The sequence below is a fragment of the Rhodopseudomonas sp. BR0M22 genome (genome assembly GCF_010907035.1).
Classification (GTDB): Bacteria; Pseudomonadota; Alphaproteobacteria; order Rhizobiales; family Xanthobacteraceae; genus Rhodopseudomonas.
The window spans coordinates 1-13,005 of sequence record NZ_QUMK01000056.1; the positions used below are offsets into that span (position 1 = coordinate 1).

General features: G+C 66.4%; 15 protein-coding genes and 1 tRNA gene. 4 read left to right on the forward strand and 12 right to left on the reverse strand.

Going from position 1 to position 13,005, the window contains the following annotated elements; all coding sequences use genetic code 11:
* Positions 1-172: 172 nt before the first annotated feature.
* The 6 genes from DY468_RS17595 to DY468_RS17620 form a co-directional block, all read right to left on the reverse strand.
* Positions 173-640 carry an arsenate-mycothiol transferase ArsC gene (locus DY468_RS17595; protein ID WP_164606124.1) on the reverse strand — a complete coding sequence of 156 codons (468 nt, stop codon included), beginning with the start codon at positions 638-640 and terminating at the stop codon, positions 173-175.
* A 55-nt stretch (positions 641-695) separates the two neighbouring features.
* Positions 696-1,187, reverse strand: coding sequence for a UPF0262 family protein (locus DY468_RS17600; RefSeq protein WP_164606088.1), 492 nt, complete (start codon positions 1,185-1,187; stop codon positions 696-698).
* Positions 1,184-2,479 (reverse strand): histidinol dehydrogenase, encoded by a 1,296-nt coding sequence (hisD, locus tag DY468_RS17605; protein WP_164606089.1) that lies wholly within the window; start codon positions 2,477-2,479, stop codon positions 1,184-1,186. Before hisD ends, DY468_RS17600 begins: the two co-directional genes overlap by 4 nt.
* Positions 2,480-2,601: 122 nt before the next feature.
* Positions 2,602-3,051: a DUF2948 family protein gene (locus DY468_RS17610; protein ID WP_164606090.1), complete on the reverse strand. Its 450-nt coding sequence runs from the start codon at positions 3,049-3,051 to the stop codon at positions 2,602-2,604.
* Between the two features lie 19 nt (positions 3,052-3,070).
* Positions 3,071-4,360 carry a UDP-N-acetylglucosamine 1-carboxyvinyltransferase gene (gene murA / locus DY468_RS17615; RefSeq protein WP_164606091.1) on the reverse strand — a complete coding sequence of 430 codons (1,290 nt, stop codon included), beginning with the start codon at positions 4,358-4,360 and terminating at the stop codon, positions 3,071-3,073.
* A 144-nt stretch (positions 4,361-4,504) separates the two neighbouring features.
* Positions 4,505-4,792, reverse strand: a complete 288-nt coding sequence (locus tag DY468_RS17620; protein WP_164606092.1) for a DUF3551 domain-containing protein — start codon at positions 4,790-4,792, stop codon at positions 4,505-4,507.
* A 241-nt stretch (positions 4,793-5,033) separates the two neighbouring features.
* On the opposite strand from DY468_RS17620, the gene DY468_RS17625 reads away from it, so the two are divergent.
* Positions 5,034-5,345, forward strand: coding sequence for a hypothetical protein (locus tag DY468_RS17625; protein ID WP_164606093.1), 312 nt, complete (start codon positions 5,034-5,036; stop codon positions 5,343-5,345).
* A gap of 62 nt (positions 5,346-5,407) precedes the next feature.
* Here DY468_RS17625 and DY468_RS17630 read toward each other — a convergent pair whose 3' ends face one another.
* On the reverse strand, positions 5,408-7,102 hold the full coding sequence (locus DY468_RS17630) for an FAD-dependent oxidoreductase (protein WP_164606094.1): 1,695 nt from the start codon (positions 7,100-7,102) through the stop codon (positions 5,408-5,410).
* Positions 7,103-7,132: 30 nt separating this feature from the next.
* Entirely contained in the window at positions 7,133-7,351 is a 219-nt protein-coding gene (locus DY468_RS17635) for a hypothetical protein (protein ID WP_164606095.1), read from the reverse strand.
* Positions 7,352-7,424: 73 nt separating this feature from the next.
* Between DY468_RS17635 and DY468_RS17640 the strand changes: the two genes are divergently transcribed.
* From DY468_RS17640 to DY468_RS17650, 3 genes are all read left to right on the forward strand, one after another.
* Positions 7,425-7,889 (forward strand): nuclear transport factor 2 family protein, encoded by a 465-nt coding sequence (locus DY468_RS17640; protein WP_164606096.1) that lies wholly within the window; start codon positions 7,425-7,427, stop codon positions 7,887-7,889.
* Between the two features lie 162 nt (positions 7,890-8,051).
* Positions 8,052-8,126: transfer RNA gene (locus DY468_RS17645), tRNA-Thr, on the forward strand.
* 185 nt (positions 8,127-8,311) lie between these two features.
* Positions 8,312-9,424, forward strand: a complete 1,113-nt coding sequence (locus DY468_RS17650) for a hypothetical protein (protein ID WP_164606097.1) — start codon at positions 8,312-8,314, stop codon at positions 9,422-9,424.
* 455 nt (positions 9,425-9,879) lie between these two features.
* Here DY468_RS17650 and DY468_RS17655 read toward each other — a convergent pair whose 3' ends face one another.
* From DY468_RS17655 to DY468_RS17670, 4 genes are all read right to left on the reverse strand, one after another.
* Positions 9,880-10,626 carry an SDR family NAD(P)-dependent oxidoreductase gene (locus DY468_RS17655; protein ID WP_164606098.1) on the reverse strand — a complete coding sequence of 249 codons (747 nt, stop codon included), beginning with the start codon at positions 10,624-10,626 and terminating at the stop codon, positions 9,880-9,882.
* A gap of 36 nt (positions 10,627-10,662) precedes the next feature.
* On the reverse strand, positions 10,663-11,625 hold the full coding sequence (locus DY468_RS17660; RefSeq protein ID WP_164606099.1) for a sugar kinase: 963 nt from the start codon (positions 11,623-11,625) through the stop codon (positions 10,663-10,665).
* A 30-nt stretch (positions 11,626-11,655) separates the two neighbouring features.
* Complete coding sequence (locus DY468_RS17665) at positions 11,656-12,342, reverse strand: L-fuculose-phosphate aldolase (protein ID WP_110786455.1); 687 nt, start codon at positions 12,340-12,342, stop codon at positions 11,656-11,658.
* Positions 12,343-12,422: 80 nt separating this feature from the next.
* Positions 12,423-12,992: a peroxidase-related enzyme gene (locus DY468_RS17670; protein ID WP_164606100.1), complete on the reverse strand. Its 570-nt coding sequence runs from the start codon at positions 12,990-12,992 to the stop codon at positions 12,423-12,425.
* Positions 12,993-13,005: the final 13 nt, after the last annotated feature.

The following is a 13,005-nucleotide window of genomic DNA, read 5'->3' on the forward strand; positions in this document are numbered from 1 at the left end:
CTGTTGCGGGGAGAGGGCTGGGGTGAGGGGCGGATGCAAGCACCGACTCTCGGCCTCGCCGAAACGCCCCCTCACCCGGATCATCGCTGCGCGACGATCCGACCTCTCCCCGCGCGCGGGGAGAGGTTCCGCTGTGCTCGGAGAGATGCTGATCGCTGAGCGAGCAGCGTAGCTACTCGTTTCCGCCGCCGTGCCTGCCGAAGCGTTTGCGGATGCGGTGCATCAGGGAGTCGGCGACTTCGCGGTAGGCGTCGAGCTTCTGCTCGCGGTTGCCTTCGGCGCCGGTGGGATCGAAGGTCGGCCAGTATTCGACGTCGATCGCGTGGGTGCGGGTCAGCTCCAGCGCCTTGTGGTGCGCCTCCGGCGACAGCGTGACGATCAGATCGAAGTTCAGGCCTTCGTAGTCATCGAGCTCTTCGAACGTGGTCGGCTTGTGCTTGGAGATGTCGAGGCCGCGTTCGGCCATCACCGCCACCGCGAACGGATCGAGCTCCTGGGTCTTCACCCCGGCGGAGCGCACATACATGGTGCGCGGCGCGATGCCGCGCAGCATCGCTTCCGCCATCGGCGAACGCACGCTGTTCATGCCGCAGGCAAACAGCACCGCGTGCGGCAGGCCGGTCCGCGACGACGGCGTCATCGCAGCCATCCGCCGCTCGGCCCACGCCAGGTTGCCCCGCGCGCGCCGGGCACCGTCAGCCCTTCCAGTGCAGCACGGAGATCAGGGTGAACAGCCGCCGCGCGGTGTCGAAATCGATCCGCACCTTGCCGGCGAGCCGCTCCTGCAGCGTGCGCGAGCCTTCGTCGTGGATGCCGCGGCGGCCCATGTCGATCGCTTCGATCTTGTCGGGCGTAGCCGTGCGGATCGCCTGATAGTAACTGTCGCAGATCATGAAGTAGTCCTTCACGATGCGGCGGAACGGCGTCAGCGACAACAGATGGGTGATCACCGGCGAGCCGTCCTCTCGGCGGATGTCGAACATCAGCCGGTTGCCGGTGATGCCGATATGCAGCGTGAACGGCCCCTCGCCCGCGCCCTCCGGCGCGAACAGGTTCTTCTCGACCAGATCGTAGATCGCGATGGCGCGCTCGTGCTCGATGTCCGGTCCCGAGCGCCCGATCGATTCCTCGTCGAGCGTCACCGCGACGATGCGATTGTTGGAATCATCTGGTTCCGGAGTGCTCATCGCTGATTCAGACGCAGTCCCACCGATCGCGCATGCGCGTCCAGGCCTTCGGCCTTGCCGAGCGCCATCGCGGCCGGCCCGAGCGCGGCGAGCTGCTCGGGGCCGCATTTCAGCAGCGAGGTCCGCTTCATGAAGTCGAGCACGCCGAGGCCCGACGAGAACCGCGCCGAGCGCGCGGTCGGCAGCACATGGTTGGAGCCGCCGACATAGTCGCCGATCGCTTCCGGGGTGTGGCCGCCGAGGAAGATCGCGCCGGCATTGCGCACCTTGGCGGCGAACGCTTCCGGATCGGCCGTCATGATCTCGAGATGCTCGGCCGCGATCGCGTCGGCGAGCGGGACCGCATCGTCGAGCTTGGCGACCTTGATGATGGCGCCGAACTCGTCCCACGAGGCGCGCGCGATCTTGACCCGCGGCAGCGTGGTGAGCTGCGCCGCCACCGCGCGCTCGACATCGGCGGCCAGCACCGCGCTATCGGTAATCAGAATCGATTGCGCATTGGCGTCGTGCTCGGCCTGGGCCAGCAGATCGGCCGCAATCCAATCCGGATTGGCAGTCTTGTCGGCGACCACGACGACTTCCGACGGGCCCGCGATCATGTCGATGCCGACGCGGCCGAACACCAGGCGCTTGGCGGCGGCCACGTAGGCATTGCCGGGGCCGGCGATCTTGGCGACCGGCGCAATCGTCGCGGTGCCGTAGGCCAGCGCAGCCACCGCCTGGGCGCCGCCGATCCGATAGATTTCGGTCGCGCCGCCGAGCTTGGCCGCGGCCAGCACCAGCGGATTGAGCGTACCGCCGGGCGACGGCACCACCATCACCACGCGCTCGACGCCGGCGACCTTGGCCGGGATCGCATTCATCAGCACCGACGACGGATACGCCGCAGTGCCGCCCGGCACGTACAGGCCGACGGCTTCGATCGCACTCCAGCGCCAACCCAGCTCGACGCCGAGCGGATCGGTGAAGCGGTCGTCCTTCGGCAATTGCCGGCGATGGAAGAACTCGATGCGGTCGCGCGCCAGCTTCAGCGCCTCGATGGTCTCCGGATCGCACGCCTTCACGGCATCCTCGACCTCGGCCTCGCCGACCCGCATCCCGGCGGCATCCAGCGTCAGGCGGTCGAACTTCTCGGTCGCTTCGAGCAGCGCGGCATCGCCGCGGCGCGCGACGTCGTCGACGATGGCACGGGTGGCGGCCTCGATATCCGCCGCGACCTCCCGCTTCATCGCCAAAAAGGCTTTGAACTTGGACGCAAAATCGGTGGTGGCGTTATCGAGACGAATGGGCATGTCGATTTGATCCGGCAGGCGGCTGCGGCAGGACAGCCTCTGCTCAATGGCGCGGCGACTTACCGCCGTCAACCCTCATAACCCGCGCGGTTTCGGCGGCCAATGCGGCATCGGTCACAAGCTCAGCCGAGCCCGCCGAGATCGTCCGGCGGCGAACCGGCATCGCCGATCGGGTCGGGGCCGAGATCGGTCAGCGCGCATTCCAGACATTCGACATCGAGCCGCAGCATGCCGCCGCGGGAGAACATCAGCACCACGCTGCCGCCGGGCGGCTCCGGCGCGGCGTAGAATTCGAGGCCGATCAATTCGAGCGCTTCGTCCTTGGCGGTGATGTCGATCGCGCGCGACTTGCAGGCCAGCACCCGATCGAACCGCAGCGCCGCGATCAGCCGTCCCGGCACCGGCTCGCCCGACAGGGTCTGCTCCCAATCCAGCCGGTGCAGACCGATCACCAGGCGCTTGTCGGCCTGGCGCCAGACGATGTCGCCGATTTCGACCCGGGCGTCCTGGACGTGCGCCGAGATCACCGCAAGATCGTCGGGATCGAAGGCAAGCAGCTTGAGATCACCCACGGCCGGTCCCTTTGCGGCATCAGCCGCTGATGCGCTCGATGTTGGCGCCGCAGGCCGACAGCTTCTCTTCGAGCCGCTCGAAGCCGCGGTCGAGATGGTAGATGCGGTTGACCATGGTCTCGCCTTCGGCGGCGAGCGCCGCGATCACCAGCGACACCGAGGCGCGCAGATCGGTCGCCATCACCGGCGCGCCGCGCAGCTTGGACACACCGTCGATGGTGGCGGTTTCGCCGTCCAGCGAGATCTTGGCGCCAAACCGCGCCAGCTCCTGAACGTGCATGAAGCGGTTCTCGAAGATCGTCTCGGTGATGTGCGAGGCGCCCTTGGCGCGTGTCATCAGCGCCATCAACTGCGCCTGCAGATCGGTCGGGAAGCCCGGGAACGGCGCGGTGGTGACGGTGACCGGACTGATGCCGGCGCCGTTGCGCGCGACCTTGATACCGTCGTTGTTGACCGTGATGGTCGCGCCGGCCTCGGTCAGCACGTCGAGCGCCGCCTGCAGCAGCTCGGGACGGGCGCCGGAGAGCTGGACCTCGCCCCCGGCCATCGCCACCGCCATCGCATAGGTGCCGGTCTCGATCCGGTCCGGCAGCACGGTGTGGCGGGCGCCGTGCAGTCTGGCGACGCCCTCGATGGTGATGCGCGGCGTGCCGGCGCCGCTGATCTTGGCCCCCATCTTCACCAGACAGTCGGCGACATCGACGATCTCCGGCTCGCAGGCCGCGTTGTCGATGATGGTGGTGCCCTTGGCGAGCGTCGCCGCCATCAGCGCGACGTGGGTGCCGCTGACGGTGACCTTGGGGAATTCGATCGTCGCCCCCTTCAGCCCGCCCGGAGCCTTGGCGATCACATAGCCGCCGTCGATCGAGATCTCGGCGCCGAGCTTTTCCAGCGCCATGATCAACAGATCGACCGGACGGGTGCCGATCGCGCAGCCGCCCGGCAGCGACACCGTGGCCTCGTGCATGCGGGCGATCAGCGGCGCGATCACCCAGAAGCTGGCGCGCATCTTCGACACCAGGTCATACGGCGCGGTGGTGTCGACGATGGTCTTGGCGGAGATGTGCAGGGTCTGACCCTGATATTCGTGGTCACCCGGCCGCTTGCCGGCGGACATGATGTCGACGCCGTGATTGCCGAGAATCCGCTGCAGCAGCGCGACGTCGGCGAGCCGCGGCACGTTGTCGAGGATCAGGGTTTCGTCGGTGAGCAGAGCCGCGATCATCAAAGGCAGCGCCGCGTTCTTGGCCCCCGAAATCGGGATGGTGCCCCGCAGCTCGTTGCCGCCGATAATCCTGATGCGATCCATGCCGATTCCCGCTGATTTGCTGTGGAATTATACGGCAGGAGCGCCGTCCATGGCAAAAGCGTGGAATTTGAGGCGATTTCAAGGGCTACGGCGGCAACGCGGGCGGCTGCAGGCGGCGCGACCGCCGCCCGCGATCACTTTAGGCTACCAACCCTGGCCGTAGGTGCGATAGTCGCGATGCCGCGGCTCGCGAAACGCCGCGCGCGGATTGACGATGCAGTCGGCCTGCCGGCCCGAGGCCCCGACACGGCACTGCCGGTACGACGCATAGCTGCAATCGCCCGGATAGCCGTAGCCCGGCGAGGTCAGGCAATAAGAAGACACCCGCGCCTCGGCCGACCCGGCTGCGAGCAGCCCGGCCGCAGCCACCGCCGAAGCGAGCGCCATCGCGGCGATCCGCGGCGTCGCGAAGCTGTTCAACATCGATCGCATTGCTGGTTCCTCCTTGATCCGTTGCGACAACCCGCCGTCCGGTTGGTCGTTCCGCTCGCGCACATGGTTCGTATTGCCACGGGACTCATGCAGCGTGGGGGCCCGAACGACACCGATCACGATTTGCTACCGGAGCTCAGCGGAAGTTATCGGCCTGCGGCGCGCCATTCCGGAACGGGCGCGGCCGACATCCGTTGGGGCAACATCGGTGCGATCGCACCATTCACCCGATGGAGGATCCATGACATCTCGCGCAACCCGACTGACCGGACTTGCTGCCGCCGCGTTGCTGGCCACCACGATGGCCGCCTCTGCGCAGAGCCAGACCGATTCGCACGGCAATGCGATGGGCTCCAAGAAGGTCGGCAACGGCGCGCCGCACACCGGCACAATGGCCCCCGGCAACAAGATGGCGCCCGGCACCACCACCGGCATGGGCGGCAAGCACATGAACAGCCCCACCCATCCGGCCCCGTCCGCGAACCAGGGCGATGTCGGAACGGGCGGCAGCGCCAACCCCACCGGTGCGCCGAGCGGCAGCGTCGGCCGCTGAGGAACGACCGATCGGACGAGAGAGCCCTGGCTTCGGCCGGGGCTCTTTTTTTGCGCAGAGCCTCAGCCCGCCAAATAGCTGTGCAGTGCCGCCACCACCTGGGCGCCCTCGCCGATCGCGCCGCCGACGCGTTTGACCGAGCCGGAGCGGACATCGCCGACCGCGAACACGCCGGGTACCGAGGTCTCCAGCGCCTGTGCCGGGCGCGGGGCATCATCGGCCGAGGGGGCGCCGGTGACGACGAAGCCGGCACGATCCAGCATGACCCCGCAGCCGTCGAGCCAGCCGGTGGCCGGATCGGCGCCGACGAACAGAAACAGATTGCCGACCGTCATGCTCCGGTCCTCGCCGGACAGCCGGCTGCGCAGCGTCACCTGCTGCAGACCGGCGTCGGGTGAACCATCCAGCGCGGCGATCTCGGTGTTGAACACCAGTTCGATGTTCGGCGTCGATTCGATCCGCTCGATCAGATAGCGCGACATGCTGGCGGCAAGTCCGCCGCCGCGCACGACCATGTGTACCCGCGCCGCATGACCCGACAGGAACACCGCGGCCTGCCCGGCCGAATTGCCGCCGCCGACCAAAATCACGTCCTGCTCCTTGCACAACCGCGCTTCGATCGGGGAAGCCCAATAATACACGCCGCGGCCCTCGAACTCGGCGAGCCGGTCAATCTGCGGCCGGCGATAGCGGGCGCCGCTGGCGACCACGATGGCGCGGGCGCGCAGCTCGCCGCCGTCGTCGAGCGTCAGCTTGAACGGGCCGTCGTCGCAGCCGCAGGCCAGCGCCTTCACCTCGGTCGGGATGAGGATGTCAGCGCCGAACTTCTGCGCCTGATTGTAGGCGCGCGCGGTCAGCGCCATGCCGGAGATGCCGGTCGGAAAGCCGAGATAGTTCTCGATCCTGGCGCTGGCCCCGGCCTGGCCGCCGAACGCGCGCTGATCGCACACCGCCACCGTCAGCCCTTCGGACGCGGCATAGACGGCCGTCGCCAGCCCCGCGGGGCCGGAGCCGACGATCGCGACGTCGTAGAGCTTGGAACGATCGATGTGGCCGTTCATCTGCATCGCCCGCGCCAGTTCCCGCTCGCTCGGGTTGCGCAGCACGGTGCCGTCCGGCGTCACCACCAGCGGCAGCTCGCGCGGGGCCGGCGAATAGCGCGCCACCAGCTCGGCGGCGTCGTGATCGGTCGCCGGATCGAGCAGATGGTGCGGCCAGCCGTTGCGGGTGAGAAAGCCCATCAGCCGCACCGCATCGGAGGCGAACGCCGAGCCGATCAGCACCGGGCCGCCGCTGCCGCCCTGGATCAGATTGACCCGGCGCAGGATCAGCGCCCGCATGATCCGCTCACCGAGATCGGCTTCGGCGACCAGCAGGCCGCGCAGCCGGTCGGGACGAATCAGAAGGCATTCGACCTCGCCTTCGGCGATGCCATCGACCAGCGCGACGCGGCCGGACAATTGGCCGATCTCGGCCAGGAACTGGCCGGGCCCCTGCTCGGCTACCGGCGTGACATGGCCGAGGCCGTCGTGCTGGGTGATGGCGACATGGCCGGACAGCACCACGAACATCCCCGGCCCCGGCTGCCCGGTCTCGAACAGATGCGCGCCGTCGGCATAGCGCCGCAGCTCCCCGAACCGGCGGATGCGGTCGATCTCGGCTGCAGTCAGCACCGGGAAGGTCTGATCGTGGCGGGGAACGCCGCCGCCGGCGGGCGGCACCTCCGGCCGGTCGTCCACAGAGTTCGAATCCGCCATGCTGCTCCCTCGTTCGGTCGTCGCCGGAGGTCAGTCTCCGCCACGATCAGGATCGTGGCGCCGGTCGGCGGTATGATGACCATCGCGATCCGGCATGTCTTGCACGTTCGCGGCAGGCCGCGCGGCATCCGGCTCGGCCCGGCCGCGGGCCTGCGCCTTGCGTCGCTTCAGATTGGCGCGCAGCGCCTCGGCCAGCCGCTGGTCGCGGCGCGAACGAGGCGGCGGCGGTGCATTGTCGATCTCGGCCATGTGAATTCCGCTGAACTTTTGAAGCTCTTGTCCGACATAATGGTTTCGGCATGAAGCCACGCGAGAGAGACCGATGACCCATGTTGCGACGGCGTTGGCCCCTGGCCCGCAGCGAACCCTCGCTGCTTGGCACGAGGTTTTCGTCGGCCGGAATCAGGAGCGGATGCGCGAGCTGCTCGCCGACGATGTTGTGCTGCATTCGCCGGTGGTGCAATCGCCGATCCACGGCGCGACCGCAGCCATCCTGGTTCTGACCACGGTGGGGGAGACGTTTCGCCGGTTCCAATATCGCCGCACGTATGTCGGCAGCCGGCTCGACGTCGCGCTGGAATTCAGCGCCGTGATCGACGGCTGGGAGCTGAAGGGCGTCGACCTGATGCGCTTCAACGACCACGGCGAGATCGTCGAATTCGAGGTGCTGGTGCGCCCGCTCCGCGCGCTGTCGGCACTGGGCGAGGAGATCGGCCGCCGGATTGGCCCGCGCCTGATGCAAATCAAGCGGACCGGCGCCTTCGTCCCGCGACCGAAGGAGATTTGAGAGGGCCCAGGACCATTGCCCCCGCCCTCTGCGACCCATTCGCACGTTTTCGCTGGTTTTTCCCGCCCTTCCGGCGCGATGCGCTTGCGCCGGCGGATGCCCTGTGGCAAGGAACGGCCGCGCCGCGCGGGAGCCCACTGGCCGATTCCCCGCCCGGTCGATGCTGCCGTAGCTCAGTGGTAGAGCACTCCCTTGGTAAGGGAGAGGTCGACAGTTCAATCCTGTCCGGCAGCACCAGCGATTTCCCTGACTGATCAACATCATACTGGATGAGTCGAGCTTTTTCGGCTGCGCCTGCTATCATCAGCATTCCCCTCAAGACTGCGGATCGCGCCGCCGCGAAGGCGAGGTTTGCTCAGGTTGCCGCCGAGGTCTGCCTGAAACGGCCCATGAAGCTCGCTATGATTGCCGGGAGCTGAGGTTTGAGTCACCCAGAAGCAGAAGCTCTCTTTAGAAAGGCCTGTATTCCGTTTGAGCCCGAGCCTGGCTGGATTGCCGAGGGACGCAAGCCGGACTTCTACTGCCGAGGCAAGCATCCATTCTGGTGTGAGGTCAAGAACCTCGAACGGCTGGAAGACACACGGCGTCTTGGTGAGGCCTTCAACGAGCTCAGCGCCCGGACCGGCAACCTCGAACTGACCGGCCAAGGCTTCGCCCATATTCATCCGAATTTTTCGCACCGTGACGCAAAAACTGTCGTCCATCTCCTTAAAAGGGCGCTGAGGCGCTTAGCCGACCGCGACGCGCCGGATACCGTGGTCGCGTTAGTCCCGCTGAATCCTGATTACCGGGAATTTGTTAGGTTCGCGATCTCCACGAAGATGCACGGCACCGTCGAATTCCATAGCTGCACCTCGCCGACCGGAACGTATGGCAGCCCGGACGGCATCTATGCCGAGCCGTATGAGCAGCGAACGAGGCTGCGGTTTTCAACGGGTGCAGAGAACACGTTCCTCGCTGGCAGAGTGGTCGCCCCCTCGCAGAGCTTCCTTGTGGCCATCGTTGCTCAGAAACATCCTGAAAAATTCACGCTGATGGCGGCTGCCTCCGCAGGGACAGTCAAGCGACTCCGCAATCCGGAGCGGATCAGGAACGTGCTCAACGATGCGAACGACCAATTCAAGAACGGTCTTAAGTACAAGACGGCTCCTTGCCTGCTTGCGATCTTTCATGAAGGCCTGGACGTTCCGGACGACACTATCATCAAGAGCGCACTCTACGGTGATCTGAAGTTTTCCTTCCCTAAGGGCAACCCAGGAGGAGGCAGGCTCATATTGGATAAAGACGGCGCATGGAATCCGGAGAAGAACCGAACGACCAGTGCCCTACTGTACACCCGAAACAACGCAGAGCCTCTTCTCGTTCACAATTATTGGGCTGAACACCCGTTTCCGCGCGGCCTCTTTGCCTGCAGGGAGGTTTCAGCGCAGGCCGACGGGACATTCCACGAAGAAGATTTTGCTGGCACGACTACGTCGCTGAGGGGCCGTTGGCAAAAGCTGGTGCACATCCTCTTGCAGCTGTTCGGACGCTAAGTGTGCTTCGTCTCCGAATTTTGCCTGCTCTCGGCGTTCAACATTGCCACGATACCAGCTCGAAACTTGGAACAAAATGCGGAGTGAGAATAAGCGCCGCACTTTTGACCCCCATCGGCATTCAACGCTGACCACACGAGATCATTTTCCGAAGATGGTTCAAAGGTGCCGGCAGTTGCTGCCAGGGTCAACCTTCGCCGCCGTTAGGGGCAACAACAACTCGCCGAATTACAGCTTCCCGGCCCCACCCCCACCCGCCGTCGTTAGAAGGCGCGTCACGGGACTCTCCGGAGGTTTGTGGCGTGTTGATGGATGACAACGACGGAAAGTGATCCCGGATAGTTGGCGCCGTGGTGCGAAAGAGCAGTTTGAAAGATGCCGCCCCGGCGGTTCCCCTGCCGGGGCCACCATTTCAACGCTGCCCGGGGACCGCGCAGCGCAAGTCTGTTGAGCCGTCAGCTATAGAAAATGCCGCCGTCGACGTTCAGCGCCTGGCCGGTGACGAAGGCGGAATCGTCGGAGGCGAAGAAGGCGACCGGGCCGACGACGTCTTCCGGCTCGCCGAGACGGTGCAGGTCGGTGATCTTCTCGAAATACGTGACCCGCTCCGGATCGCGCAAATTGTTGCGGCCCATTTCGGTCTGGATGATGCCGGGGCACACCGCATTGACGGTGATGCCGTGGCCGCCGAACTCCATCGACGAGACGCGGGTGAAGCCGACCACGGCCGACTTCGACGCCGCGTAGTGCGACTGGCCAGGGCCGCCGGTGCGCGCCGCCAGCGACGCGATGTTGACGATGCGGCCGTAGCGCCGCTCCTTCATGTGCACCACCACCGCCTGGGTCATCTGGAACACGCCGCGGACGTTGACCGCAAAGGTCTGATCCCAATGCTCGGGCGTAGTCTCGTCGATCATGGCGAGACGCAGGATGCCGGCATTGTTGACCAGCACGTCGACATGACCGAGCCCAGCGACTGCCTCCGCCACCGAGCGCTGGCAATCCTCGATCTTGCTGACGTCGGCGAGGATCGGAAGGCACTTGCGGCCGAGCTGCTTCACCTCCTCGACGGTCTCGCGCAGCACGCTGTCCTGCGGCGCAATATCGGTGAGGGCGAGGTCGTAGCCGCGCTGAGCAAGGCCGAGCGCGATGGCGCGGCCGATGCCGCGGCTGGCTCCGGTGACGATGGCATGTCTGGTCATGAGGTGTCCTCGAAACGGTCCGATCCGGATTGATGGTCAGTGGGCGCGGGCGCCGCGCACCGGCAGCGTGTTCATCGCCTTCACCGTTTCCTCGAACGACACGAGGTTGGCGCCGGAGCCGAGGCCGGTGGCGACGATGGCGGCCGTGGCGGTCGCCAGCCTGGCGCAGTCCTCGAGATCCCAGTCGCGGACCAAGCCGGCGATGAAGCCGCCGGTGTAGGAATCGCCGCAGCCCGAAGTGTCGCGCACGGTGATGTCGAACGCCGGCACGGTGAACTGCCGGCCGTCGCGCGTCATCACGAACGAGCCGTGCTCGCCGAGCGAGATCGCGCAGGCGCCGGCGCCCTTGCCGATGAAGTAGCGCGCGCAGGTCGCCGGATCGTCGCTGCCGATCAGCGCGTGGGTTTCGTCGATGCTCGGCATGAAGAAGTCGGTGTAGGGCATCAGCGGCTCGAGCAGCGGCAGGGTTTCGCTGCGCGCCTGGATCAGATCGACCGTGGTGATGCAGCCGGCCGCCTTGGCGTCGCGCAGCAGCGACACCGTCGGTTCGCCATCCATCGCCAGTAGCGAGCCGACGCCGCCGAGATGCAGCACCTTGCTGCCGCAGGCGACCTTCTGGGCTTCGGGCGAGATCTTCCAGCGCGCCGAGGCGCCGCGCGCGTGCAGCACCGGCCGCGAGCCATCGGGCCGGATCGGCAGGATGGTGGCCGAGGTCGGCGCGCCGGCGATCTTCTCCATCACCGAGATGTCGATGCCCTCGCGCTGCATCGCGCCCAGCACCCAGTCGGCCTTCTCGTCGGTGCCGACCGCGCCGACCGCGAGCGCCTTCAGGCCGAGACGGGCGCAGGGCACCACGGTGCCGCCCGCCGTGCCGGCGACGGTGAGACGGATTTCATCGATCAGCGCGCGGCCGCCGCCGGCCGGGATTTCGGTGACCGGCACGCCGAGAATGTCGAGGATGTAGGTGCCGCAGACGCTGACGTCGTGGGGATGGGCCATGGAGCAAGCCTTGCGCAGGTTTGGTTGTTGTCAATTGGAGGTCTTCGGAGCGCGGTCGCTGTCGCGCAGGCCGTATTGGCCCCAGCGCTTCAGGATGCTGTCGACCTCGTCGTCGGAGAGCAGCGGCGGCGTGCCGATCTGCAGGCAGCCGTGATACTGCTTGGCTAGCACTTCGACGGTGCCGGCGAGCCACAGCGCCCGGCGCAGGTTCGGGCCGATCGCGATCAGGCCGTGATGCGCCATCAGGCAGGCGCGGCGATAGCGCAGCGCTTCCAGCACGGTCTGCGACAGCTCGGCAGTGCCGTACTGCGCGTAGGGCGCGCAGGGGATGTCGTTGCCGCCGCCGGCTGCGATCATGTAGTGGATCGCCGGAATCGCGCGGTTCATGATCGCGATGATGGTGCAGAAGATCGGATGTGCGTGCACCACCGCATGGGCTTCCGGCTTCTCGCGCAGAATGTCGAGATGGAAGCGCCACTCGGTCGAGGGCACCCGCCCCTCCGGCGCGGTCCACGAGCCGTCCCACTTCATCGCCACGATGTCTTCGGGCTGCATCAACTCGTAGGGCACGCCGGACGGCGTCACCAGGATGCCGTCCTCGGTGCGGACGCTGATATTGCCGGAGGTGCCCTGGTTGATACCGAGGGCCGTCATCTCGCGGCAGGCGTCGATGATGGATTGCCGGGTCGCAACGTCTGCAGCGCCGGGAAGCGTCATGGGTGGGTTTCCTCAAAGGTTGGCCGCTGCGGCTCTTGCCGGCCGCTGCGCATCGTCGCGGAATTTACGAACGAGGCGCGTCAGCGTCCCATCGCATAGAACTCATCGTTCGGCCGCATGCTGGTGACGTTGGCGAGGCGGTTGGACATGCCGAAGAACGCCGCGATCGCCGCGATGTCCCAGATGTCTTCCTCGCTGAAGTCGTGGCTCTTCAGCGTTTCGATGTCGGCATCCCCGACTTCGTAGGCCTGAGCCGAGACCTTCATGGCGAAGTCGAGCATCGCGCGCTGCCGCGGGGTGATATCGGCTTTCCGATAGTTCACCGCAATCTGGTCGGCGAGCAGCGGGTTCTTGGCGCGGATGCGCAGGATAGCGCCGTGCGCGATCACGCAATACTGGCACTGGTTGGCGTTGCTGGTGGCGACCACGATCATCTCGCGCTCGGCCTTGGTGATCGGGCCCGGCTTGTCCATCAGCGCGTCGTGATAAGCGAAGAAGGCGCGGAATTCGTCGGGGCGATGCGCCAGCGTGAGAAACACGTTGGGCACGAAGCCGGACTTCTCCTGCACCGCCAGAATGCGTGTGCGGATGTCCTCCGGCAGGCTGGCGATCTCCGGAACCGGGAAGCGGCTGATGGCGGGCTTGGTCATGGCGCTGTCTCTC